This window comes from Pseudoalteromonas sp. SG43-4 (genome assembly GCF_014164325.1).
Lineage (GTDB): Bacteria > Pseudomonadota > Gammaproteobacteria > Enterobacterales > Alteromonadaceae > Pseudoalteromonas > Pseudoalteromonas distincta.
Genome location: NZ_JACJFB010000003.1, coordinates 170030 through 194497, shown reverse-complemented (window position 1 = coordinate 194497; position 24468 = coordinate 170030). Strand labels below are relative to the sequence as shown.

Below are 24468 nucleotides of genomic sequence, written 5' to 3'. Positions count from 1 at the left end.
TTTGTGTTGGCAAGTGTTGCTTATTAGCTTCTAATTGGCACTACTTTAATACTAGGAAATGCTCAATGAAAAAAATACTTGTATCACTTAGCTTATTAGCGATGAGTTTCTCAAGCCTTGCAGAGGATATTAACGAAGGTCAACTTCAAAGCTATATGAAAGCACTGCCAGCTGTGACTAGCTGGGCAAGCAGCCAAGAGTCGTTAAAAAACTTAGATTTAGCAAGTATGCTAGGTGGTTCTGCTGATCAAAGTGTTGACGAACAAAGCTCTTTAGCTAACAGTGCATTAAGCATGATTAAAGAACAAGACCTATACAAAAGCTTTGCGAGTGTTACAAACCGTTACGGTTTTACGCCAGAGCAGCTAGTAACTGTAGGTTCTGAAGTATCAATGGCTTATATCGAAAATCTTAAGTCGGGCCTTTCTGCTGATAATCAAGAAACTGCTAATAAAGTAATGGGCGGTTTTCAAAGTATGAAAAGTGCTAAAGATAAAGGCGCTAGCTCATTAATGGGTTCGTTTGGTAAATCGTCAAGCGCAGCTGAGGAGTCTACAGAATCTTTAGTAAGCGAAAACAACCTTGAACTTGTGAGCGAATATATGCCACAACTACAAAAGCTTTTTGCACTTTTATAAGTTTTATTGCTTTAAAAAAAGCGGGCTTATCTAGCCGTGAAATTAAAACGCATAAAAAACGGGGGAGTATTCAATACTCCCCCGTTTTTATTTAGCGTACAGATTATTTAAGATCGAACCTGTCTGCGTTCATTACTTTTACCCATGCATTTACAAAGTCATGTACAAAACGTTCTTTATTATCGTCTTGTGCATAAAACTCACTTAGGGCACGTAAAATAGAGTTTGAACCAAACACTAAATCTACGCGTGTGGCAGTCCATTTAATGGTGCCTGTTTTGCGCTCAACAATATTATATATACCTGGCTCTAGTGGCTTCCAGTTGTTAGCCATGTCGGTTAGGTTTACAAAAAAGTCGGTAGATAGCGTGCCTACATTATCAGTAAATACACCATGCTTAGTGCCCGCGTAGTTTGTGCCTAGTACACGCATGCCGCCCATAAGTGCAGTCATTTCTGGTGCTGTTAAGCCCATTAATTGGCTGCGCTCTAACAATAGCTCTTCTGAGGATACGCTAAAGTCATTTTTAAGGTAGTTTCTAAATCCATCATGAACAGGCTCAAGCGGATCGAACGATTCTGCATCAGTCATTTCGTCTGTTGCGTCTCCTCGTCCTGGTGCAAATGGTACTGCTACATCAACACCGGCTTGTTTTGCAGCTTGCTCTACAGCCGCTGTGCCACCTAAAACGATTAAATCGGCCATGCTTACTGGCTTAGATAAACCCGCTTGTACTTTTTCAAGGGCACTAAGTACACTTGCTAAACGCGCAGGTTCGTTACCTTGCCAATCTTTTTGTGGTGCTAAACGAATACGTGCGCCATTTGCGCCACCGCGTTTATCAGAACCACGATACGTACGTGCACTATCCCACGCTGTATTTATTAAATCACTTGCACTTACACCGCAATCAAGTAGCTGTGCTTTTAAGCTTGTGATTTCATCGTCTGATAATGTGTAATCAACTGCTGGAATAGGATCTTGCCAAATTAGGTCTTCGCTTGGTACATCTTTACCTAAGTAACATGCTTTAGGACCTAAATCGCGGTGAGTTAGCTTAAACCATGCACGTGCAAATACATCAGAGAAGTATTCAAAGTCGTTATAAAAACGCTCAATGATTTTACGGTACGCAGGGTCCACTTTCATGGCCATATCGGCATCGGTCATCATTGGGTTTAAACGAATTGATGAATCTTCTACGTCTACTGGTTTGTCTTCTTCTTTAATATTTACAGGTTCCCACTGATGAGCGCCAGCTGGGCTTTTTGTTAATTCCCATTCGTAATTTAAAAGTAAGTGGCAGTATCCGTTATCCCATGTAGTTGGGTGTGTGGTCCATGCGCCTTCAAGGCCTGAAGTTACAGTATGACGACCAAAGCCGCCTTCTTTGGTGCTGTTCCAACCTAAACCTTGCTCGTGTACGTCTGCTGCTTCTGGCTCTGGACCTAAGTGCTCTGCTTTACCATTACCGTGAGTTTTACCTACTGTATGGCCGCCCACTGTTAGCGCTGCGGTTTCTTCATCGTCCATCGCCATGCGAGCAAATGTTTCACGTACGTGATCTGCCGTTTTTTGTGGATCTGGTATACCATTAACACCTTCAGGGTTAACGTAAATTAGGCCCATTTGTACTGCGGCTAATGGGTTTTCCATGGTGTCTGGTTTTTCTACATTGTCGTAGCGTTCATCACTTGGTGCTAACCATTCTTTTTCTGCACCCCAGTAAATATCTTTTTCTGGATGCCAAATGTCTTCACGGCCGCCCGCAAAACCATAAATTTTAAGACCCATTGATTCGTATGCCATATTACCAGCAAGAATAAATAAATCGGCCCATGAGAGTTTGTTACCGTATTTTTTCTTAAGTGGCCATAAAAGTCTGCGTGCTTTATCTAAGCTTGCGTTATCTGGCCATGAATTTAAAGGCGAGAAACGTTGATTACCGGTACTTGCGCCACCACGACCATCAGATAAACGGTACGTACCCGCTGAGTGCCATGCCATACGAATCATTAAACCACCGTAATGCCCCCAATCGGCAGGCCACCAATCTTGGCTGTCGGTCATAAAGGTTTTTAAGTCGGCTTTTACTTCGTCTAAATCTAGAGATTTAAATTCTTCTGCGTAGTTAAAATTAGTGCCGTATGGATTTGATTTAGTATCGTGTTGATGAAGAATGTCTAAGTTGAGTGTGTTTGGCCACCAATCGGTGTTTACTTTAGAAACAACTGAATTACTACCGTGCATAACAGGGCATTTACCCGCTGTTGGCTTGCTCATTGTGAAATCCTTAAAATAGAAAAGTAAAATACTTAATCAATCAGTATTATTGCTTATGTGTTTATAACTTTTTAAAAAGTAACGGTTATTTTTATTTAATAGGCTTACTTTTTACTCAGCGTGCCTACCTAAGTGCTTACGTATCCTTAATATAGGCGTATAAATTATGCTACGCCAGCCTCAACATACTATTTAAAACGATTGCTCCAATTTATATTTTTGATTGCCCTTACGTTAATGATGTATTTAACAATAGGCTTAAAGTGGCGTTTAAAATAATAGTAAAAAAGTCAGATGGTGCTCATATAAAGCATTACGCAAAATAAAAAATTTAAAAATCGGTGAATTAACCTTAATCTTTTTACTAGACCTGTGATCGAATTGAAAAATTTCGGCGTAATGGTGTGTGAAGGGTTTGAAAGTGGCTTTAGTTTACTAAAGCGCACATTGGAATACCCCCCTTCACCATGAAATTGTAGTTAGATAGTTATAATGATAAAGGTGCATTACTTAAGCCCAATGCACCTTTACTTTATAAACCGAATACTTTGAGTATTCTTATATTTTTAACTAGTTGAATTGAATTAAGTATTTGTTCATAAATATTCAGTTAGTATGAAGTTGTTCTCCTGTGAATCCCTACGACATATTGTTGTTTTAAGCAGTTTTTGCCAGCTCACCTTGAGCTGGTTTTTTTTGCCTATTTTTACTCAAATTACCTGAGCATGGGTAATATGCTCACGCTTTACCCTATTATTGCTAAGCTCACTAGGCTAAAAAAATTTTACAACTATTGCTCCTATCTAAATTAGGTCAATTTTAATCCACAAAGAACAACACGCCCTAGTGCCATTAAGCCCTGCATGTTAAAGTTATTACAGTAATTAATTTAATTAGGCGTACCAATGCGTTATTACCTATCTGTACTTTTTGTTTGTTTAACTTTGTTTTCGGGCATAGTGAACTCTGCTGAAAAGCAACCAGCTTCACCTACAGCACAACAAGAGCAACAAGCTCTTCAACAACTCAAAGAGCCTATGTATAAGCCGCTAATGGAACGTTACATATTAGATGAGCTAAAAGCAGTTAGGCAAGATCAGCAAAAGCTTCGTGAAGATGTAACTAAGCAGGTTACTCATGCGCAGCTTGATACTGCCGATCGCGCATTAACGTACACTACAGATACCATTAATAATGTGTTTTTTATAATTACCGCTACGGCGTCGATTTTAGTTTTAGTGGGTTGGAACTCGTTGCGCGATGTTAAAAACAAAGTAGAAGATATTGTAAATACGCGTGTGAGTGTAATTACAGACGAGTATGAAGACCGATTAAAAATTCTTGAAGAAAAACTACGCGTTCGCTCAGAAGAAATACTCAGCAACCAAGAGCGCATATCGGTGACTAACGAAGTTCATTCGTTGTGGATGCGCGCAAACCTAGAAAGTGATTTTGCAAATAAAATTGAAATTTTTGACGAAATACTCAATCGCAAACCTGAAGATGTGGAAGCCATTGCTTATAAAGCCGATGCACTACTAGAAATAAACGAAACAGCACAAGCCATTGAGCTGTGTAATCAAGCTATTGATATAGATAGTGACTATGGTTATGCCTATTGGCAACGAGCCTGTGCTTATGCACTAACACATAAGCATGCTGATGCCTTAGCCGATATTAAAATGGCACTTGAATACTCTCCAAACTTACGTAATGAATTATTACACGAGAGCGCATTTGCAAGCCTGCATGACAACGACAGCTTTAATACGATAGTGGCTGGTGAAGTTGTTTAAGCACTCAGAATTTGGCCTGTATGATTAGGCGCAACACCATAAAAAAGGGCCTTGGCCCTTTTTTGTTTTTAAAGGTAAAGTTTGTTGTGTAATTAGAAGCTTAACTGCGCTCTACAAACTCAGCTCTAGCGTAGAGCTAAGATCAAAAGTGATTAATTCACAAAGAGGTTTAGAGACGCTGCGCTTTTAGAGAAGAGCTTAGAAGTTAAAATAATAAAAACAATCAGAAACTGTGCTTCTAACATGAGCAACAAGTCATACTCTAAACTTGGTATAAACACAGCTATTCGCGCAGGTTACAAGCTTTTAAAGCAACGCTTGTACTTTTATAATGCCGAGTCAGCATTGGTTTTGCTCTTCTCATTTGCTCCTCCTTTTCTTCTCTGCGTGCATATTGTTTTTTAGGGCTGTTATACACAAATAGGTTTAGAGATGCTGCGCTTTTAGAGTAGTTAGCTTAAGTGCTTCTCGCGCGAGCAAGCTCTGCGCCTACGTGGAAAACTTACACTCAGCAGTTTAATTTACCTGTAGACGCGCTGCTTGCAGGCGTTTAAAAACGTAGTTTTTAGGATGGTTGAATTAATACCAACCCGCAATAATACTTAATCATTTTTAGGGGCTAAACGTGTCGCTACCTGCGTTAAAAAATTCTCATTTAGAACAACTAAATAGCGAATTTTTTGCCTAGCTATCAACACGTTTTCCATCCTCAAAATAGATCACTTAATTAAGCGAATTGGTATAGGTAATTAGAAGCTGCTACCCATTTTCTTCAGGCATAAAAAAAGCCGCATAAAATGCGGCTTTGGAGGTTAGTCTCACTTCACTTTGGGCGTGTCTCCAAAACTTAGTGAATACGTTACCAAGGAACTGTTATGTATTATTTAAGCTATTGACTCTAATGCAATTTTAACCATTTCGTTAAACGTGCTTTGACGCTCATCAGCAGGTGTTGCTTCACCGGTGATTACGTGGTCACTTACTGTAAATAATGCCATTGCATTTGCGCCGTATTCAGCTGCAACGCCATATAAACCGGCTGTTTCCATATCTACTGCTAGCATGCCTAACTTGTCTAAGTCTTTATAGAACGAGTCGTCTGCTTGGTAGAAAGTGTCGGTTGTAAATACGTTACCTACTTTTGCTTCTATTCCTAGCTCTTTAGCGGCGTTTACACCGTTTAAAAGTAGGTCAAAGTTAGCAATAGCAGCAAAATCGTAGCCACGAACACGTGCACGGTTTACGTTTGAATCTGTGCTTGCACCTTGTGCAAAAATTACGTCACGGATTTTGATATCTGTGCCAATACCGCCACACGTACCAATACGTATAATATTTTTAACGCCAAAGCTTACAATTAGCTCACGTGCATAAATAGACATTGATGGAATGCCCATGCCTGAACCCATGATGCTTACTGGCTTACCTTTGTAAGTACCAGTGAAACCGTACATGTTACGAACACCTGTAACCTGTACTGCATCATCTAAAAAGTTTTCAGCAATATATTGCGCACGTAGCGGATCGCCTGGCATTAATACTGTTTCGGCGAAATCACCAACGTTTGCACTGATATGCGGAGTACTCATTAATTGTTTTCCTTTTTATTTGGCGTTGTTAGCTCATTTAAAAAGCTGTCGCCGTAATCAAGCGCAGATAAGTTAAACCACTGTGCCAGTGTTTGACCGATATCTGCAAAGCTGTTGCGTTCACCTAGAGGTGTGTTACTCATACCTGGTTTATATGCAATAACCGGTACATATTCGCGAGTGTGCTCAGAACCTGGAAAGGTTGGGTCACAACCGTGATCTGCAGTGATCATTAATATATCATCTGCGTTTAACTGTTTTAGTATAGTTGGTAAATAGTCATCAAATTCTTTTAATGCTTTTGCATAACCTACTGGGTTACGGCGATGACCAAATTTTTCATCAAAATCAACTAGGTTAGTAAAGATTAAGCTATGATCTGGTGCGCTTTTCATTACTTCGCTGGTTTTTTCTAGCAAGTTCATAAGCCCAGGTGCTTTATGCTTTTGGGTTATGCCCTGATGCGCGTAAATATCTGAAATTTTACCAATACTAATTACTTCGCCGCCGTCTTTTGCTAACACATCTAGCAATGTTGGTGCTGGCGGAAGCACTGAATAGTCGCGACGATTACCTGTGCGGGCAAAGTCTTGGCTATTTGAACCCAAAAATGGCCGCGCAATCACTCGTCCTATATTCATTTCATCAAGTAGCGCCCGTGCGATTTCGCAAACTTGATAAAGCTTCTCTAGGCCGAATGACTCTTCATGCGCGGCTATTTGAAACACGCTATCAGCTGAGGTGTAACAGATTGGTTTACCTGTTTTTACGTGCTCTTCACCTAGCTGTTCTAAAATGGTTGTTCCCGATGCATGGCAGTTGCCTAAAATGCCAGGGATACCAGTACGAGCTATAAACTCGTCTATAAATTCTTGTGGGAAACTTGGCTGTGTTTTTGGGAAATATCCCCAATCAAATAACACAGGTACTCCTGCCATTTCCCAATGACCTGATGGCGTGTCTTTTCCGCTAGATAATTCTTTAGCGTAACCCCATGCTCCTTGAGAAGCTTGGCGGTCTGAAATTAAACACGGTTCTCCACCGGCAGCTTCACATGCATCCACTAACCCAAGTTTTGATAGGTTAGGAAGCGATAATGCAGCGCCTGTTTCGTCGTAATATGCTTTTAGTAAGTGAGCGAATGTATTAGCCCCAAGATCGCCGAATTTATCTGCATCTGGTGCTGCACCGATTCCTAGGCTATCTGCCATTAAGATAATTGCTCTTGCCATTTTGACCTCACTTTGATTCTAGGTGGTTACTTTATCCGCTGATCGATTTTTCCGTACAGGACAAAAGTCCTGTTTCATAAAACCTAAACATTATAAATTTGCATTCTTAAGCGAAGCAAAAGAGATTAATCGTGTCTTTTTTGCTATTGTGATCTACCAACAATATATCCTTCTGTGTGGGTGAGAACTTTAGTGACACGAACTACTATTATAGCTATTGCAGGCGCGTCTGCGTCGGGCAAATCTCTTTTTAGCCAAACTATATACAATGAATTGGTTAATGAGCTTGAACCAGGCGCTATCGCCATTATTGAAGAAGATGCTTACTACAAGGATCAGTCGCATTTACCGATGGCGCATCGTACGCAAACGAATTACGACCATCCTGATGCATTTGAACATGCGTTAATGCTTGAGCATTTAACACAGCTTCGTAGTGGAAATTCAGTTGAAGTACCAACGTATGATTATGCACAGCATACACGTAGCGAGAAAACTCGCCGAGTGCCTGCTGCTAAAATACTCATTGTTGAAGGTATTTTATTATTGAGTGACAAAGCGCTTAATAAAGAATTTGATATTAAGGTGTTTATAGATACGCCTTTAGATATTTGCTTAATGCGTCGTATGCAACGTGATATGGAGCAACGAGGCAGAACATTACAATCTGTTGTTGAGCAGTATCAAGCAACTGTTAGACCGATGTTTTATCAATTTATTGAGCCTTCTAAGCATAACGCAGATTTAGTTGTGACTCGAGGCGGTATGAACCGCGTTGCGATTGATATAATAAAAAGTAAGATAAAATATTTACTACAAGAATAACAACGGGAAACATTTGTATGACAACATTTATGAGCTTAGTGGGCATGTGTGTGCTACTAAGCATTGCCTTTGCGGCATCAACTAATCGCAAGGCAATTAATTTAAGAACCGTTGGTATAGCATTTGCGATGCAAGTTGTTATTGGCGGTTTTGTCCTGTTTTTTGAAGCAGGAAAAAATGTGTTAACGAGCATGTCAGCAGCCGTATCGTCGGTTATTGGTTATGCAAACGACGGTATTGGGTTTTTGTTTGGCCCACTTGCCTCACAAGACACATTAGGTTTTATTTTTGCGATTCAAGTTTTGCCCGTTATCGTGTTTTTCTCAGCACTTGTTGCTGTGTTGTATCACCTTGGCATTATGGATTGGATAATTAGGATTTTAGGCGGCGGTTTACAAAAATTATTGAAAACCTCTCGCACAGAATCGCTTTCAGCGACAGCAAATATTTTTGTTGGCCAAACTGAAGCACCGCTAATAGTTAAGCCATTTATAGCAACAATGACTAAATCGGAATTGTTTGCAGTGATGGTAGGTGGCTTAGCCACTGTGGCAGGCTCTGTAATGGCCGGTTACGTTATTATTGGCGTAGATCTTAAGTATTTAATAGCAGCGAGCTTTATGGCTGCTCCAGGTGGTTTTTTAATGGCCAAGATGATTGTGCCAGAAACTGAAACGCCTAAAGATAACTTAGCTGATTTAGATTTAGATGACGAAGATAAGCCTGTAAATGTAATTGATGCAGCTGCATCAGGTGCAGCAAACGGTATGCATTTAGCACTTAATGTAGGTGCAATGTTACTTGCTTTTGTAGCGCTAATTGCACTACTAAACGGTTTATTAGGTGGTATTGGTGGGTGGTTTGATTACCCAACATTAACGCTTCAAGAAATATTAGGTTATGTATTTGCTCCTGTAGCATGGTTACTAGGTGTGCCATGGGATGAAGCAATTATAGCCGGCAGCTTTATTGGTCAAAAGATAGTAGTGAACGAGTTTGTTGCTTACTTAGACTTTATAAATTATCGCGATACGTTAAGCGCGCACACACAAGCAATTGTTACTTTTGCTCTATGTGGCTTTGCTAACTTATCATCGATAGCCATTTTACTAGGTGGGTTAGGCGGTATGGCGCCTAGTCGGCGGAAGGATATCGCACGCTTAGGGCTCAGAGCAGTGTTAGCAGGATCTATGGCTAACCTTATGAGCGCAGCAATTGCTGGGTTTTTCCTCTCGCTAGCTTAGAAACTTATTGAGATGAACACCGGTGTTGCAAAACAAGAGGGTAGCGCTTTAAGGGGTTAAAGCTCTATCTGACTTGAACGATACTTCACCAAGGGCCGCAAGGCCCTTTTATCGTTTTAGGCCTTCCACATTTATACACTCTCCAACCTTCAAGCTATTTAACCTTATTTATGGTTATACATAACTCAAATAAACCAATACCTTAGTAACAAAGTCACATAAATATTTTTTGTGTTTTTCGTATTTTCAGCCACACTTATATTACTTAAGCTAACCGACTAACGATCCGCTATTGTGAAATATATTCTTTATTCTCTTTTTTTAATTTGTTCTGTGTATGTTCAAGCAAAGGAACCCATCCTTGTTGTTACAGAGTTAGCACCGCCAAACCAGGTGTTGATTGATGGTGAGGTAGCAGGTGAAGGTACTCAATTTATTAGAGATATATTTGCTGAGGCCGATCTAACACCTAACATTCAAATGTACCCTTGGGCACGTGCTTATAAAATTGCAGATGAGCTTAAAAATACCTTTATATACAGCCTTGCACGCACTGTAGAGCGAGAAGACAAATTTTATTGGATAGGACCTGTCGGACGTTTTGAACTAGGCTTTATTGGCCTATCAGAGCGAGATGATCTTATTATAAACACTACTGAACAAGCCAAAGTGTACAAAATTGCTATGCAGCGCAATGATTTTTCAACACAAACCCTCGCAAAACTGGGGTTTGAAGTTGTTTTAACCTCTGATATTCAAAAGTCATACTCTTTACTACTCGCTAAAAAAGTAGATTTAATTGTAGACGATCCTTTATATATGCAGCAGATGAGTGATTATCTAAAGCTCAAACCAGCACACTTAAAGTTTATTTATAAAATAGATGAGCTAACAATTGATGCTTATTTAGCTGCGAATAAAAAAACAGATATGCATTTAATAGAAACACTGCAAGCTGCATTTTTCAAAACAAAGCAAAAGAAAGGGCTACCTTACAAGTACTAACATTAGCGCTTAAAACGTTTTTTATAAGCCGAAAAGTTATCCTTCTTTTTAAGCTTTTCAAACTCCCTATTAAAACGCTCTACAATGTAATTGGGTACTGATTTATTAAACGCGATGTAGTTACCTGCTATCTCAGGTAATGGTAATTCCTGCAGCCTAACGACATCGTCTTCACTATACCCAAAAGGCGAAAGTTGATAACCAATGGTGTATTCAGAGCCTAAAATCAAATCTATTTTACTATTTAAAAACAAGTGCATATATTGCTTTTCATCACCTATGGACAAAAGGTTTTTACCTGCTTCAAACCCTACTTTTTTAATTATGGATTCGTAAATATCCCCTCTTACGATAGCAAGTGAAAACTGCTTTGCTTCATTTAAGCTATTCATTTTTAACTGAGTATTTTTTTTAAGTTTATAAAAAAATGTTTCACTGGATGCCAAAGGCCCTACCCAATTAAAAATAGGCGTTCTTTGAGATGTTTTAGCGATAGAGATAATACCTGAATGCTTATCTTTTTGGGCTAGGCTGTAAGCACGTTTCCAAGGAAGTATTTTAAATTCACAGGTAATGTCTGACGCAATGCATACATCTTTTACAATATCGAGATTTATGCCAACAAGTTGACCCGCTTTGTTTTCAAAATTGTATGGCGAAAAGTGCTCAGTGTAGACCGTGAGCTTGAAACCTTCAGCCTGTGCGTAATGACTGATAAATATAAAAACAAGTATAAGGAAGGATTTAATGATAACGATACCTACTGATGAACTTACATTAATAATAGGTGCAGCTTAGGTTGAGTCAAATTTCAGACACAAAAAAAGCGCCTTAAGCGCTTTTTTTCATTTTACTTAAAAAGTAAAATTATACAGCTGTGATGTTATCAGCTTGTGGACCTTTTTGACCTTGTGAAAGAGTGAACTCTACACGTTGGCCTTCAGCTAAAGTTTTGAAACCTTCGCTTTTGATTGCTGAGAAATGTGCGAAAACGTCTGGGCCATTTTCTTGCTCGATGAAACCAAAACCTTTAGACTCGTTGAACCACTTAACTGTACCTGATACGATGTTAGACATTGTAATATCCTGATATAAAATAAAAAATATGCTCATAAGAGCGGGTGTAGCAAAAAATGAGATGGTACTTTAAAAACTTCAGGACGGTACTACAAGTATTACTTATACAACATCGAAATGGAGATTTATAGCTTACATGCTTTCTTTCTAGCTGCAGCCCACTATATAGATTTTTTAAAATATGTCAAGTACCTATCTATAATCAGAGTGATAAACAACCAAAACCGCTTTCCTTGGTTATTAAAATTCAAATTCTAATGCGAGCCTAAAACTATGATTTTTTTCTGATTGGCTTATCTCAGTGATAAAACCCGCTTCCCATTTTAACTGCTTTTGTCCATCAAAACGCTGCAAACCTATAAACCCAGGCCCTATGCCAACAAAGTCTTCTCCTACGTACACCTCAATAGATGGCTGAAAAGCAGAACGATAGCGATAGCGATATTGCGCTCTAAACTCGCTTTCCCATTCATTTTGAATATCCTGCCCCCACTCGTACACTAAAAAGGCATTCATAGTTAAGCTTGTTTTGCCAAACTCTTTTTCGATCACAAAACCCGAAGTTGCTTCATACACATCTTCATTATGTTTTTTTTCAAGCTCAAATAATGCCCCCCAATCAGCCCATAATTTACCTTGCTCAATTAATTGCCATCGTAGTTCAAGCTCATAAGCTTCTAAACCAAAGTCGCCGTTGTCATCTCGCTCACCAACTAAATAGCCTTCTAGTGCCATTGTATCGTTAATAGCACCGCCACCACCCAAACGCTGCGCTAGTATGTTGCCACTATCTGTTTGGTGCGACACTAACCGCCATTCAAACTCTCGCTCAAAAGGTAAAACATAGGGGTGATATACCTTATCAACAACAATTCCATCGGCCTTTGCTGGGGTTGAAAGTACCAACAAACAAAAAACGGTAAAGCTAAGCGCTAAATATAGGTTGAGTGCTTTCATACACGTTCCTTAGAAATTGAAGCCGAAATAACATAACAAAGTGATAAAAATATCACGCTACTTGTACTATATATAAGTACACTCATAAGATCCGGGGTAGCCTCGTAACCAACCAGGGCGCGCAGTACGCGCCCGAGCTCAGAGTTTTCGCTTAATACATCGCGTAAATCCCACACGGTTGCGGTGTTGGTAATTAAGTCTATTTGGCTTGCCAAATCCAGTGCAACTAATAACTTAGCCGCGCTGTTAAAAGCAAGCAAAGTAAAAAGCGGATACATATCAAAGCGGTGCTTAATTGCATTCATTAAAAAGTACAGCAATACGCTAAAACTTAAACAAATTCCAACACCTAATAAAGTGCCAATAAATAAGCTTTGCCCTGCATCATTACTTTGCCAAAAACTGGTGAGATAAATAATATAGTGGCTTAAATACAATGTTATTGTGCTTATAACAGCAATATAAAAAACCGCTGATTTTTGTTTTATTGCAAATACTAATACGGCTATAAATATAGTAATACATAGCCCTATTTGTGAGTACTCTAGCCCTTGATGTTCAAACCACTGGCTCACCCATGATGCACTTTGCATGTACATAAACGACATGAGCGCGCCAATTAGTAAAGCAGATCCTATTTTTAAAGCGCTTTGTTTTTTAACCACTTGTAGTAGCACTAATAAAATAGCCACAGGTAGCAATTGATTAAGACTCATGACTAAACTAGTTATTAGCATGCTGCGCCTCCTCATCACCAACTATTACAACGCCCCTTGCTGTATTGGGCGAAAACTCACCAAAAAATTCGTAATACCCTTTACTAAGCGGCCCTATATAAATAATGCTTTTACGGTTTGGGTAGAGTACTTTTTCTCTGTTTAGATCAAAGCTATCAAACTCTTCTGGTGTGCTATCTTGGTTTTCTATCAATAGTTTTACTTTTTTATTCGCGGGAATGGTAATTTGCGAGGGATAAAACAAATGATCTTTTAAAATAATAAGGTACTCTTTACTCGCCGCATTGAACGACAAAAATAGCAAACAACAAAGGCACCGATTAAATAAACGTTTAGTCACTTTTCACTCCTGTAAAAGTAACCTTAACGGTTAGTCCGCCTAAAGGGCTATTCGCTAAATGAATAGTTGCGCCATAAATAGCAATTATGTGTTGAACAATCGCCATACCTAAACCGGCACCTTGCTCGCCTGATGGATGCTGATCGCCACCTACGCGATAAAAACGATTGAATATTCGCTCTTTTTGCTCTTCAGTCATACCCGCACCAGAATCATCAATTTGCCAACTAAAGCCGTTATTACTTGATACTAATTTAATTATAATTTGACCATTTTTGGGTGTGTACTTTATGGCGTTGCTAAGTAAATTAGCGATGAGTGTGGTTAATGTAAACTCATCACCATTAATAATAAAGTCATCGCCTTCAAGACTAATGGTTTGGTTTTTTTCATCTATTTTGTCGTATTGCTCCGATACGACTTGCTGAGTAATCGTTAGTAATGATTGTTCGCTAAACTGCCTCTGCCATTGTTCAGGCTGGGTGCGCCCTAAAATTAGCATTTGTTCAACAATATTACTTAAACGATTAATGCCCTGCGACATAGCTTGTAATTCTTGATGGTCTTGCAGATTACTTTGTTTATTAGCCAAATTATGTACATTAATTTTTAAACTACTAAGTGGAGTACGTAATTCGTGAGCTGCATCTGAGGCAAAAAAGCGCTCCCGTAAGTAGGCTGTTTCTACGCGTTTAAATAAGTCGTTTAAACGATTAATAACAGGTTTAATTTCTTCATCGGTTACTTGCCAGTTAATTGGCGTAAAGTCGTTCGCTTGGCGAGACGCCAACTGCTTAGATAATCGGGTAAGAGGGGCTAATGCGTATTTAACAAAAAAGCTAATAAAAATAGCAAGCAGAGGGACTGCCCATAGCATTGGTAACATTGCAGATAAAATAACGGCTTCAGCTAATTCAAACCGCTTTGCCATAGGTTCAGCAACGATGACTTTACGGGTGTTTTTACTCATCACAAATACCCGCATACGCTGCCCTGCTACATTGGCCGTTTGAAAGCCCTCGCTAAAACTAATTTGGTTATTCGTTAAACTCGATGAGCCACTAAGTAAATTATTATTTTGCCAAATTTGATACAACAACTGAGCGCTATTATTACTTACTTGTACTGCATCTGTGCTTAGTGCCAATGGTTGCTCAATTAAAACGCCAGCTACTATTTTAAGTTCATCATCAAGCAAACTTTCGCCGTGGTGCATACTTTTTTGATAGCCTTTTACTAATGCTAAAAAGCAAGTTAGCACCATCATTGAAAGTAAAATTAAGGTCAGACGTTTACGAATAGACATTTTCAACCTCGAAAAACAAATACACTCTAACGCTTACCAACCACGTAGCCAATGCCACGTAAGGTTTTAATAAAATCACTAGGGAATTTTTTACGAAGATGATGAATATGCACCTCTATGGCATTAGAGCCAACTTCTTCACCCCATTGGTAAAGTTTGTTTTCGAGTTGTTGTTTTGATTGTACCCTTCCCTGATTTTCCATCAGCGCTTTTAAAAGCATGTATTCTCTTCGCGGTAGCGTAAGTGACTGCCCACTTAGTTTAACTGTATGAGCAGAGGTATCCATTACTACATCACCACAGCGCAATAAGCTTGACTGAGTTTGGTTAATGCGCCGGCTTGCTACACGTAATCGAGCAAATAACTCAGCAGGGTCAAACGGCTTTGCAAGGTAATCATCTGCCCCCATATCGAGCCCTTGGACTTTGTCGTCAATACTGCCGCGAGCAGTTAAAATAACCACAGGAATAACTTTTTTTTGCGCTTTAATATGCTTTAAAACTTGCGAGCCGTCGCCATCAGGCAATCCTAAATCGAGAATAACAAGCTCAATCTCACCACTAGAAAGGCACTCTAAGGCGTGCTTTACTGTGCCACTGTGCTCTACGCTGTAGCCCTCTTGGCGCAAAGAGCGAATAAGCCCTTGCGCCACTAAATGATCGTCCTCAACGAGTAATAAATGCATTATCTGTTTATCTTTTTAATTTTTTATCTACTTTTGCCAATAGCTGACTTATTGCTTGTTGACGATATTTATCTGCTTTTGCCCGAGTATCACGAATCCCAGCAGCTTGTGCTACGAGTAGTCGTGCTTTAGCTTGTTTATAATCGCCTTCGTCATACAAGTATTCACCGTATAAGTAATTAGTATCAATGCCTTCGAGATTAAAAGCGAGCGCTTGTTTAAATAATTTTTCAGCTTTGTCGTCATCACCAAAACCAATTGGCCAACCAGGTACTTTGCTATAAAGCGTTGCAAGGCTTGCGTAAGCTGAGCCATTTAATGCAGTGCCATCAATCGAGAGTGCATTTTCGAGTGACGCTTTTGCTTCTTTTGCTAAACCAAGTGCGCCCAAGCCCCCTTTTGCGCCAGCAAAGCTGGCTAACACAATGCCATTCCAAATATGTGTTTGCGCTGAGCTTGGATAGTTTTTAACAAATAATGCGCTTTGCTCACTTAGTTGCGTAAACGCGTCTATTTGCGCATCGCCTTCAAGTTCGTAATTAGCAATTGCCCACTTTTGTTGAATATCGGTTAAGTCTTGCGCTTCATCTGCGTGTACTGCAGTTGCAAATACAGAGGTTAGTATTAAATAAAATGCGAGTGTAAATTTATACATAATTTTGCCCTTGTGTGTTTGTTAACTTAAAAAACGTTTAATTTTAGGAAGTTGCTTTGCAATAGCGTTATCAACAACGCTTGGGAATACGCCATTTATGCGTGCAAATAATTTTTCAGGAAAACCAATAAAGCGCCTTGTTTGGTTTGAACTTATAAGTGCTAATAACTCTTGAGCAACTAATTCTGGCGAGTCCATTTTATTACCGAGCTCTTTATTCATTGCCCTCGCTTTACTGCTATTAATAGATGTATCTGTTGCTCTTGGTGCTAAATAGGTCACTTTAATGCCTGAGCCGTTAAGCTCACGCGAGAGCGCTTCTGTAAAGCCACGTAAACCAAATTTACTGGCGCAATAAAGCGTTTGAAACGGGTAGCCAATACTGCCAAACGATGATCCGACGTTAACAATGGTGCCTTTGGTATACGCTAACTGTCCTAAAAATAGCTGGCATAATTTAATAGGCACCGACAGATTAGTAATGAGCATATTATCTATTTGCTCATTACTTGTGTGCTCAATGCTTTGCATCGTATTTATACCTGCGTTATTAATAAGTAATTTAACGCCGCCGAGTTGCTTGGCTTTTATTGCTAGGTTAATACGTGCTGTATCGTCGGTTAAATCGCCCGTAAATATTTCACTGTCTGGGCATGCACGGCTCAGTTTTTCAAGAGCTTGGGTATTTCGCCCTACAAGTAGTAACTTCCACCCTTTTGCATATAGGGCTTTAGCAATCGCTTGCCCTATTCCGCCTGTTGCACCAGTGAGCACACACAAAGAACTACTCATGCCAATTTGCCTTGTGCACTTGCTTTAAAAAATGGTTCGTCATCGAGTCCACGAAATATATCGCCGTATAAACGATAAAAGCGCTTTGCACCATGAAGTATGGCTTGCTGATCCGCCTCGTCTGTTATTTGGTTCATTAGGTTTTCAAAAAACTTTACATGCTCTATATCAAGCGCGCCGTGAGAGGTTAAATAACTAAATGCTTTTTTAGGTAAACCCACAGCATTTGCAATATTTGAAGCCGCGCCATCCGCAAGCGCTATAGAAGTGCCTTCAAGCACATGCACCATGCCAAAAAAGCTCAACGGATTTTTACGTGCAATGGAGTCGTACGCATACGACACCATCATTTCGGTAGCAAATTGCGGCTGACTACACCGTACTGTTTCTTTGTCAAAACCACAGGCTGCAATGTCATTAAGTACCCACTCTTGATGACCAATCTCTTCTTCAATATATTCTGCGACTGCTTCGCGCAGCCATTCTTGTTCGTCGGTTAATCGTGCACCAACCGACATCATTAATGGCACAGTGTGCTTAACATGGTGATACGCTTGTGCTAAAAACGAGGCGTATTCTTCAAGTGATGCTTCGCCTTTAAAAACACGCTGGATAATCGGCGCTGCAAGCAGGTAGTTTTGCTCTTGTTTAGTTTGCTCTTTAAGGGTGTTAAAAAAATCACTCATTAATTACTTCTCCAAGTCGGTAAAATTGCTCAAACACAGCATGGTACTGCTTACTTATGGCATCTCGTTTTGGGCGATTATTTGTTGTTAATAATCCTTGTTGCACACTTAATGGGGCAGCTAAACGATGCCACTTTTGAATTCGAGCATAGTCGGGTAGTTGTTTATTAATTTCGCTAATGTACTGCGCTAACACTGGGTTACTTAGCTTTGTATCGGCGTAAATAATGGCACTGAGAAAAGGTCGCCCCTCACCAAACACAACCGCTTGTAAAATACCGCTTTGACTGAGTAATAGTGATTCAGGCCACTCGGCACTGATGTTGCGACCCATGCTGGTAATAATTAGGTTTTTTAATCGGCCTTTAATAAATAAAGTATTTTGATGCTGCTCGACTAGATCGCCGGTTGCATACCACTGGTTTTTATTGTGAGGTTGATGGTTTAAGTAACCTAAAAACAAATCGCCTTTTATAAAAAGCTGGTCATTTTCAATTTTGGTTTGAATATGAGGTAACACAGAGCCTGCACTGTGAAGGTTATCGTTTGTGGACGTATTTAAACTAACGACAGATGCCGCCTCAGAAAGTCCATAACCTTGGTATACTGGTAAATTTAAGCTACGCGCTTTGGTTAATAGCATTTCGCTGACAAGCGCACCACCTACGGCAATAAACTGTAACGAACTAGGCGGTTGCCACCCATCTTCTGCAAAAGTAACTAAGCATGCTAATAGTTCAGGCACTAAAATAAGCGTATTTGGCTTAACTTTATCAATAGCAGCTATAAGCTGTGCGGGCTGTTTTAATGCAGTACCAACAAAGCCTAATTCATTTAACGGCATTAAATGCACTGTACCGCCACTTTTTAAAGGGGCATACACACCGGCTATATTTTCAAGCAATACAGCAAGTGGTAATAAAGACAAATGAACAGGCTTTTTAATGTTAATTTTATCGCACAGAGATTGCGCTACCTGCATTTGACTCTTTGCAGATAAACACACGCCCTTTGGTTGCCCGGTTGATCCTGATGTAAATGTTACTTTTTGAGTTTCTGGGAAATAACTGACGGGTTTAGCTACAACGATTTCGTAAATATATAATGTGTAACACTCAAATAAAGTAATTGATGCAGCCGGCTCCCCAAATAAAGGGTTTAGTGTGTCGCTCATAAATACATTAGCGCCACATTGAGCTAGTACATATTGAGTTTGTTGTTCACTAAAAAAGTGAGCAATTGGCACAGCCACTTTATTAGAAACTGCAGCAGCGGCATCAATAACAAGCCAAGCTGGCGTATTATCGAGCTTATAAGCAACACATTTGCCGTTAAAGCTATATAGTATTTTTACTACTTTTTGTATTTGCTGGTTAAACTCATCACCGTTAATTTCAAGTGTTTGCTCTTTATTATGGGCAATAATTAATGGCGGTACTGAATGTGTATTATAGTAATTCATACGTTCACCAATGCATTTACCAAAGAATTGATATTTGAGTGGTTTTGCTGCGTCAAACTATAAAGCATTGGGGTATTTAATACTTGTTGGTGAGCTTGCTCTAAACTCACAACGCATACGGTAGGCTGATTAGCGTAGTAACTTCCCCAACTTAGCGGATGCTCAACAACAAAACTGTTTGCCACAGCAATTTCAGTGCAGTTAACGCCTAATAAACGCAGCAGTGCACGCACTTTTTTAGTGGCGCAAAATACTAAGTGTTTTGCTCCTACACTTTGCAGGGCTTCATTAACAACAATAAAATGCCCAAGCGTTGCTTTGCGATGTGTAGAGCATAGATTGCCAAGCTCAAATACTTTATTACGCTGAGTGTTCTCAGGTAAAAAATGCTCAATGGGCTGTGCTAAGTATTGCTCTATAAATAGAGGGGCTGTTGCTTGCCTTAAACCCAATGTGCATTGCCCTTCGTTTGTCGTGTATTGGCAAAGTAATGGCATAAAAGAGGTAAGCGTGGCGTTGTAAGCGACTAAAAACCCTTCTTTAACTGTGTTTTCTAACGCACTTCTATGCTCATCATTAACGCGAGCACTAACAAAGCGTGAGTTATTTTGAATATAAACGGGTGATGAAGGTAGGTGTGCTAATTGCATAAACATCGCTCATATAAAGTGTATGTTTGTAACTTAGCGAGCGAAACTTAAAGAAAACTTAAGAAACCTTAATTTAAATAAAAAAGCGCCTTAATTATTAAATTAAGACGCTTTAGGATGAAAACTGTTTAAAAGCTTAATAAGCTAAGCTATTAAAAATTATAAGCTATCGACATTTTAAATTGCGTAGGCGCCCCCGGATAAACCCACAAAGCGTTGTAACTACTTTGAGCATAGTCTTCATTAAAAATGTTATTAATACTCACATTTAGCTCTGTTTTATCTGTTAAATTTAATTGACCAAACAGGCCGACCAATTGGTAACTTGGTAGTCTAAAGCTCAAATCTGCGGCATCACCTAGGCGGCTGCTGGTATATTGGTAACTTGCACCAAATTCAAGCTCTTTACCCATTAATGCTGTTTGATGGCTAAGTGTAAGGTTTAGATTGTTTTTTGGTACATTTACCAGTGGGCTGCCTTTTTCAATTGGCACGCCCCAATCGGCATTAATAATGTCGTTTGCTGTGGTGGCATCTATATAGGCGTACGATAAGTTAAATGCTGTTGCATCGGTAATATAGGTATTTAAATCAAGCTCAAACCCTTTGCTATCAGCTTTACCAATGGGAGCCGAAAAACCAACGTTTACTGGATCTGCCACTAACATATTACTTTTAGAAGCATCAAAAAGTGCCACAGTACCGTTTACACCTAAGTATTCAAACTTAGCACCAACTTCAAACGAGTCGCTGTACTCAAAGCCAAACGGGTCGCCGTTTGCATCAGTACCGCTCAGTGGTAAAAAGCCTTCAGAGTAACTGCTGTAAAAGGTTATTGTATTATTTAGTTCGTACACTACGCCAACGCGTGGGCTTATTTGGCTCTCAGAACTGGTTGAAAATACACCGCTGTTGGTTTCTAAAATATCTTGGTCTACGCTATCAAATCTAAGGCCAAGTAAAAGTTTAAACTTATCAGTGATATCCATTTGATCTTGAATGTAAATACCGTAAGCGTTTTGCTCTTCATCATTTTCATAAAGTAGCGAAACAGCAGGACGTTCACCAGAATAATCAGGCTCAAAAATATCAATAGTATAAGTGCCATTACCGCCACGATAACGAGAAAGCGCCGTGTGCAAATCGTATTTATATGCATCAATACCTATTAATAAATGATGCGAAATGCCGGCTGTATCTAAACTTCCACTAACTTCAAACTTTACACTTAAATCTTCTACTTCGTAGTCGCGATAGCGCTGCTGGCGGGTAAGTGTGCGGCCATCGTCAAATAACGATTGGCGTGACGGTGCAAGTTCTGCATCTGACGAAAAACCCGTTAAGCTAGAGTCTCGATAATTTGCACCTACAACGAGTGACCATTCCTCGTTAATATCGTGATTTAACGTAATTTGGTGGCCTCGAGAGTAAACCTGCGTATCTCCATCGTTTGGGTTACCTAAATAGCGCGAGCTTGGTAGGGTGTCAAAATCGTTATCGAGTACAACAATACCACGGTCGAATAGCTGAGCTAAATCTACGTATTCAAACTCATAAGTTACACTGGTCGATGCGTTTATTTGATGATATATAGACGGCGTAATCACCTTTTTATTGGTGTACACCTCATCGCGGTAGCTGTCACTATCTTGCCATGCGCCATTTATTCTAAACGCGGTGGTATCGTTAATGCCTTGAGTGTAATCGCCTTCAACGCGATTAAAACTGTCGCTACCTAAGCTTAGTTTTAGCTCACCCTGTGAATCAAACTGTGGCTTTTTAGTCACAATATTTACAGTCCCGCCTGGCTCTGATCGCCCATAAAGTGCTGAACCTGGGCCCTTTAGTACTTCAATGTAATCAATGTTAGATACATCACGCGGGCCGCTAAAACCACGCCCACCGCTAAAGCCATTAACTAAATAGCCCGATGGCATATTTTCGTTACCCGAAAGGCCACGAATAGAAAAGCTATCCCACAATGCACCGCTATTGTTTTTACGTGAAATACTAGCTGAAAAATCAAGCGCATCTTGTAGTTGAGTAATTCCTTTTTTATTAAGCTCAGCACTATTAATACTAACTATAGATTGTGGCATTTGCTTTTGAGGAATATCACCGCGATAAGCTTGTTTATAAGTGACAGATATTTTTTCGATTTCTTCTTTTTGATCTTGCGCAATACTGGGCGCACTAATTCCTAGGCAGGCTAAATAAATTAAAGAGTACTTCATGTGATTGATTAACTAAGAAAGTGTTATAGTATAACAAAATTGTAGCATGTGTTACTTTATAACAAAACTTCTTTTTAAAAAATCACTGAGCGATTAATTAATGCACTAGCGACTGCCGTGTCATCACGTTAGTATAGTGTTCTACTTAAGTTACATAACGATAATTAAATGAGCATAAAAACAAACGCGTTAATTTACTTTTTAGCTTTTTGCAGCGGTTTTTGCATTATGGGGATTGAACTTTTAGGAGGGAGAATTCTCGCCCCTTTTTTTGGTAGTAGCGTACATATTTGGGGCAGTATAATTACAGTATTTATGCTTAGTTTATCTTTTGGGTATTTACTTGGCGGTAAACTCAGCACTAAAAATGCATCACTTACCAAATATGGTTTAATATTTTTAATAGCCAGCATTATGGTGGTGCCTATTACATTATTTTCGCAGCCAATAATGGAATTTATATTTACCCATATTGAAGATAGCCGCTACGGATCACTCTTAGCGTCAACTGCTTTATTTTTTATACCTACCGTTATTTTAGGCATGATCTCGCCCTACTCTGTGCGCTTACTAGTAACCGATAGCGATAAAAGCGGCCAAGTGGCTGGGCGTTTATACTTTGTAAGTACGCTTGGTAGTGCACTGGGTACTATAATTACCTCGTTTTACTTTGTACTCGCGTTTGACGTAAATACTATTATTAGCGCCTTTGCTCTAACGCTTGGGTCACTGGGTTTAGTCGCGATTGTAATTAATACCTTGGCTAATAATAAGGAGCTTGCTCATGCTTAAATATCTACTACTGCCGTTAATTGCATTTTCGGGTTTTGCGTGCAGTAAAGTTATCCACGAAGAGCGCTCGCTTTATCGCAATATTATTGTTGAAGAAACGAGCGACTTACGTTGCCTTAAATTTAATACTAAAAGTAGCCAAACAAGCCAAAGCTGTATGTATAAAAACAATCCCGACAAACTTGTTTTTAATTACACTAAACTTACTTTTGCGAGCCTTTTAGTAGCCGATAATCCTAAAAATGTACTTATTATAGGATTAGGAGGCGGTACGCTTTCTAACGTTATTCATGAGCTATACCCCACTGCAAAAATTCATAATGTTGAAATAGATCCCGCAGTAACTAAAGTTGCACGCGATTACTTTAACTTTATAGAAAACGATTTAGTGACATCAAGCGTGCAAGATGGCCGTATTTTTATAAAACGTGCCGCAATTAAAAAACAAAAGTACGATTGGATTATTTTGGATGCATTTAACGGCGACTATATTCCGGAGCATTTGCTTACTAAAGAGTTTTTTGAAGAAGTACAAAGCGTATTAGCCGAAGGCGGTGTTATAGCTGCAAATACGTTTTCAAGTAGTAAACTTTATCAGCATGAGTCGGCAACTTACCACGCTGTATTTGGCGACTTTATAAATGTAAGTCGCGAAAATCGTAGTAATCGTATTATTTTAGCGGGACTTAAATCAATGCCGAGCGAAGCGCAAATTAACACGCGTGTAAATGCTCTCGCACCTAAATTAGTAAAATACGGTATAGACATAAAAGCGATTAGCCAATTTATGCAATTTACTAAAAACGACCAAGATTGGCCCGCAGATACAAAAGTACTTACCGATCAATACTCCCCTGCTAATTTACTTAACTTTTAAACTCCTGCTAAACCTCACCATTTCTACAAGTGAGGTTTAGCAAATATTTTACCATTTCCCACTCTTTCATATATTTACTTAGCAAGCTAAGTAATGATAAAATAGTTAGCTTGCTAACTATGTTGGGATGGCTATGCCTACACACAAACCTTTTCACGAAACACTCGATTTAACTGTTATCGGTAATATGGGCCGAGTTCATCGCTTATGCCGCGAAGCGGTAACCATTGCAGTTGAGCCTTTAGGGCTTACTCAATCGCGCTGGACTGCACTAATGCATATTAGTATGCGTGGTGAGGGACTAACACAACTTGAGCTTGCTAATAGCTTAGGGATAGAAATGCCTTCATTGACTCGTACGCTTAAGCAATTAGAGGAGCAATCGTTAATTGTTCGCCGTGTAGACAAACATGATAAGCGCAGTAAAAGACTCTATTTTACTGAGCAAAGTGATGCCATTTTACATTCATTGCAAGAGACTATTTCCGATATAAAAAATCAGTTATACAGCGGTTTATCTGTTGAGCAACTAGATGCGATTGCATTTGGTTTGATCAAAATAGAGCAAAACGCCCTTAAATGTATTCAAGTTAATAAGTAAGGC

Annotated in this window: 24 protein-coding genes; 8 read left to right on the top strand and 16 right to left on the bottom strand. The window is 39.4% G+C overall.

Annotation, left to right across the window (positions count from 1 at the left end):
* Nucleotides 1–65: 65 nt before the first annotated feature.
* Nucleotides 66–638 (top strand): short-chain dehydrogenase, encoded by a 573-nt coding sequence (locus H5160_RS04695; RefSeq protein WP_182736915.1) that lies wholly within the window; start codon nucleotides 66–68, stop codon nucleotides 636–638.
* A 103-nt stretch (nucleotides 639–741) separates the two neighbouring features.
* Here H5160_RS04695 and katG read toward each other — a convergent pair whose 3' ends face one another.
* Entirely contained in the window at nucleotides 742–2922 is a 2181-nt protein-coding gene (gene katG / locus H5160_RS04690) for a catalase/peroxidase HPI (RefSeq protein WP_182736914.1), read from the bottom strand.
* Nucleotides 2923–3827: 905 nt separating this feature from the next.
* Between katG and H5160_RS04685 the strand changes: the two genes are divergently transcribed.
* Nucleotides 3828–4718: a TPR end-of-group domain-containing protein gene (locus tag H5160_RS04685; protein WP_002959108.1), complete on the top strand. Its 891-nt coding sequence runs from the start codon at nucleotides 3828–3830 to the stop codon at nucleotides 4716–4718.
* An 884-nt stretch (nucleotides 4719–5602) separates the two neighbouring features.
* Here H5160_RS04685 and deoD read toward each other — a convergent pair.
* Both deoD and H5160_RS04675 read right to left on the bottom strand, forming a co-directional pair.
* A complete protein-coding gene (gene deoD, locus H5160_RS04680) occupies nucleotides 5603–6307 on the bottom strand; it encodes a purine-nucleoside phosphorylase (protein ID WP_024596283.1) in 705 nt (234 codons plus the stop codon).
* Complete coding sequence (locus tag H5160_RS04675) at nucleotides 6307–7539, bottom strand: phosphopentomutase (protein WP_024596282.1); 1233 nt, start codon at nucleotides 7537–7539, stop codon at nucleotides 6307–6309. The genes deoD and H5160_RS04675 overlap by 1 nt, the downstream gene beginning before the upstream one ends.
* Nucleotides 7540–7731: 192 nt before the next feature.
* Between H5160_RS04675 and udk the strand changes: the two genes are divergently transcribed.
* The 3 genes from udk to H5160_RS04660 all read left to right on the top strand — a co-directional run bounded on the left by udk (nucleotide 7732) and on the right by H5160_RS04660 (nucleotide 10613).
* Entirely contained in the window at nucleotides 7732–8364 is a 633-nt protein-coding gene (udk, locus tag H5160_RS04670; protein WP_024596281.1) for a uridine kinase, read from the top strand.
* 17 nt (nucleotides 8365–8381) lie between these two features.
* A complete protein-coding gene (locus tag H5160_RS04665; RefSeq protein WP_039488805.1) occupies nucleotides 8382–9608 on the top strand; it encodes a NupC/NupG family nucleoside CNT transporter in 1227 nt (408 codons plus the stop codon).
* A 294-nt stretch (nucleotides 9609–9902) separates the two neighbouring features.
* Nucleotides 9903–10613 (top strand): ABC transporter substrate-binding protein, encoded by a 711-nt coding sequence (locus tag H5160_RS04660; RefSeq protein WP_182736913.1) that lies wholly within the window; start codon nucleotides 9903–9905, stop codon nucleotides 10611–10613.
* A gap of 2 nt (nucleotides 10614–10615) precedes the next feature.
* Here H5160_RS04660 and H5160_RS20305 read toward each other — a convergent pair whose 3' ends face one another.
* The 13 genes from H5160_RS20305 to H5160_RS04595 all read right to left on the bottom strand — a co-directional run bounded on the left by H5160_RS20305 (nucleotide 10616) and on the right by H5160_RS04595 (nucleotide 22195).
* The gene (locus H5160_RS20305) at nucleotides 10616–11329 is read right to left on the bottom strand and encodes a transporter substrate-binding domain-containing protein (protein WP_310736666.1); all 714 of its coding nucleotides are present in this window, start codon (nucleotides 11327–11329) and stop codon (nucleotides 10616–10618) included.
* A gap of 151 nt (nucleotides 11330–11480) precedes the next feature.
* Complete coding sequence (locus H5160_RS04650) at nucleotides 11481–11690, bottom strand: cold-shock protein (protein WP_002959120.1); 210 nt, start codon at nucleotides 11688–11690, stop codon at nucleotides 11481–11483.
* A 240-nt stretch (nucleotides 11691–11930) separates the two neighbouring features.
* Nucleotides 11931–12647 (bottom strand): hypothetical protein, encoded by a 717-nt coding sequence (locus tag H5160_RS04645; RefSeq protein WP_002959122.1) that lies wholly within the window; start codon nucleotides 12645–12647, stop codon nucleotides 11931–11933.
* Nucleotides 12644–13384, bottom strand: a complete 741-nt coding sequence (locus H5160_RS04640) for an iron transporter (RefSeq protein ID WP_182736912.1) — start codon at nucleotides 13382–13384, stop codon at nucleotides 12644–12646. The genes H5160_RS04645 and H5160_RS04640 overlap by 4 nt, the downstream gene beginning before the upstream one ends.
* Nucleotides 13371–13724, bottom strand: coding sequence for a cupredoxin domain-containing protein (locus H5160_RS04635; RefSeq protein ID WP_138490154.1), 354 nt, complete (start codon nucleotides 13722–13724; stop codon nucleotides 13371–13373). Before H5160_RS04635 ends, H5160_RS04640 begins: the two co-directional genes overlap by 14 nt.
* Nucleotides 13717–15030 carry an ATP-binding protein gene (locus H5160_RS04630; RefSeq protein ID WP_182736911.1) on the bottom strand — a complete coding sequence of 438 codons (1314 nt, stop codon included), beginning with the start codon at nucleotides 15028–15030 and terminating at the stop codon, nucleotides 13717–13719. The genes H5160_RS04635 and H5160_RS04630 overlap by 8 nt, the downstream gene beginning before the upstream one ends.
* Nucleotides 15031–15056: 26 nt before the next feature.
* A complete protein-coding gene (locus H5160_RS04625) occupies nucleotides 15057–15716 on the bottom strand; it encodes a response regulator transcription factor (protein ID WP_024595841.1) in 660 nt (219 codons plus the stop codon).
* Between the two features lie 7 nt (nucleotides 15717–15723).
* Nucleotides 15724–16371, bottom strand: coding sequence for a hypothetical protein (locus tag H5160_RS04620; RefSeq protein ID WP_182736910.1), 648 nt, complete (start codon nucleotides 16369–16371; stop codon nucleotides 15724–15726).
* A gap of 21 nt (nucleotides 16372–16392) precedes the next feature.
* Nucleotides 16393–17163, bottom strand: a complete 771-nt coding sequence (locus H5160_RS04615; RefSeq protein WP_182720259.1) for an SDR family oxidoreductase — start codon at nucleotides 17161–17163, stop codon at nucleotides 16393–16395.
* Nucleotides 17160–17849, bottom strand: coding sequence for a TenA family transcriptional regulator (locus H5160_RS04610; protein ID WP_182720258.1), 690 nt, complete (start codon nucleotides 17847–17849; stop codon nucleotides 17160–17162). Before H5160_RS04610 ends, H5160_RS04615 begins: the two co-directional genes overlap by 4 nt.
* Nucleotides 17842–19311, bottom strand: coding sequence for an AMP-binding protein (locus H5160_RS04605; protein ID WP_182736909.1), 1470 nt, complete (start codon nucleotides 19309–19311; stop codon nucleotides 17842–17844). The genes H5160_RS04610 and H5160_RS04605 overlap by 8 nt, the downstream gene beginning before the upstream one ends.
* On the bottom strand, nucleotides 19308–19961 hold the full coding sequence (locus H5160_RS04600; protein ID WP_182711950.1) for a thermostable hemolysin: 654 nt from the start codon (nucleotides 19959–19961) through the stop codon (nucleotides 19308–19310). Before H5160_RS04600 ends, H5160_RS04605 begins: the two co-directional genes overlap by 4 nt.
* Nucleotides 19962–20113: 152 nt before the next feature.
* Entirely contained in the window at nucleotides 20114–22195 is a 2082-nt protein-coding gene (locus tag H5160_RS04595; RefSeq protein ID WP_182736907.1) for a TonB-dependent siderophore receptor, read from the bottom strand.
* A gap of 168 nt (nucleotides 22196–22363) precedes the next feature.
* Here H5160_RS04595 and H5160_RS04590 point away from each other — a divergent pair, with 168 nt between their 5' ends.
* From H5160_RS04590 to H5160_RS04580, 3 genes are all read left to right on the top strand, one after another.
* A complete protein-coding gene (locus H5160_RS04590) occupies nucleotides 22364–22987 on the top strand; it encodes a fused MFS/spermidine synthase (RefSeq protein ID WP_039488814.1) in 624 nt (207 codons plus the stop codon).
* Complete coding sequence (locus H5160_RS04585) at nucleotides 22980–23864, top strand: spermidine synthase (protein ID WP_182195732.1); 885 nt, start codon at nucleotides 22980–22982, stop codon at nucleotides 23862–23864. The genes H5160_RS04590 and H5160_RS04585 overlap by 8 nt, the downstream gene beginning before the upstream one ends.
* A 133-nt stretch (nucleotides 23865–23997) precedes the next feature.
* Nucleotides 23998–24465, top strand: coding sequence for a MarR family transcriptional regulator (locus H5160_RS04580; RefSeq protein WP_024595849.1), 468 nt, complete (start codon nucleotides 23998–24000; stop codon nucleotides 24463–24465).
* The last annotated feature ends 3 nt before the right edge of the window (nucleotides 24466–24468 follow it).

Coding starts and splice junctions, on each gene's coding strand:
- H5160_RS04685 (WP_002959108.1), top strand. CDS start 3,828: ATGCGTTATTACCTATCTGTACTTTTTGTTTGTTTAACTTTGTTTTCG.
- H5160_RS04595 (WP_182736907.1), bottom strand. CDS start 22,195: ATGAAGTACTCTTTAATTTATTTAGCCTGCCTAGGAATTAGTGCGCCC.
- H5160_RS04695 (WP_182736915.1), top strand. CDS start 66: ATGAAAAAAATACTTGTATCACTTAGCTTATTAGCGATGAGTTTCTCA.
- H5160_RS04610 (WP_182720258.1), bottom strand. CDS start 17,849: ATGAGTGATTTTTTTAACACCCTTAAAGAGCAAACTAAACAAGAGCAA.
- H5160_RS04605 (WP_182736909.1), bottom strand. CDS start 19,311: ATGAATTACTATAATACACATTCAGTACCGCCATTAATTATTGCCCAT.
- H5160_RS04590 (WP_039488814.1), top strand. CDS start 22,364: ATGAGCATAAAAACAAACGCGTTAATTTACTTTTTAGCTTTTTGCAGC.
- H5160_RS04615 (WP_182720259.1), bottom strand. CDS start 17,163: ATGAGTAGTTCTTTGTGTGTGCTCACTGGTGCAACAGGCGGAATAGGG.
- H5160_RS04675 (WP_024596282.1), bottom strand. CDS start 7,539: ATGGCAAGAGCAATTATCTTAATGGCAGATAGCCTAGGAATCGGTGCA.
- H5160_RS04580 (WP_024595849.1), top strand. CDS start 23,998: ATGCCTACACACAAACCTTTTCACGAAACACTCGATTTAACTGTTATC.
- H5160_RS04600 (WP_182711950.1), bottom strand. CDS start 19,961: ATGCAATTAGCACACCTACCTTCATCACCCGTTTATATTCAAAATAAC.
- H5160_RS04665 (WP_039488805.1), top strand. CDS start 8,382: ATGACAACATTTATGAGCTTAGTGGGCATGTGTGTGCTACTAAGCATT.
- H5160_RS04645 (WP_002959122.1), bottom strand. CDS start 12,647: ATGAAAGCACTCAACCTATATTTAGCGCTTAGCTTTACCGTTTTTTGT.
- H5160_RS04625 (WP_024595841.1), bottom strand. CDS start 15,716: ATGCATTTATTACTCGTTGAGGACGATCATTTAGTGGCGCAAGGGCTT.
- H5160_RS04650 (WP_002959120.1), bottom strand. CDS start 11,690: ATGTCTAACATCGTATCAGGTACAGTTAAGTGGTTCAACGAGTCTAAA.
- H5160_RS04630 (WP_182736911.1), bottom strand. CDS start 15,030: ATGTCTATTCGTAAACGTCTGACCTTAATTTTACTTTCAATGATGGTG.
- deoD (WP_024596283.1), bottom strand. CDS start 6,307: ATGAGTACTCCGCATATCAGTGCAAACGTTGGTGATTTCGCCGAAACA.
- H5160_RS04620 (WP_182736910.1), bottom strand. CDS start 16,371: ATGTATAAATTTACACTCGCATTTTATTTAATACTAACCTCTGTATTT.
- H5160_RS04585 (WP_182195732.1), top strand. CDS start 22,980: ATGCTTAAATATCTACTACTGCCGTTAATTGCATTTTCGGGTTTTGCG.
- H5160_RS04640 (WP_182736912.1), bottom strand. CDS start 13,384: ATGCTAATAACTAGTTTAGTCATGAGTCTTAATCAATTGCTACCTGTG.
- katG (WP_182736914.1), bottom strand. CDS start 2,922: ATGAGCAAGCCAACAGCGGGTAAATGCCCTGTTATGCACGGTAGTAAT.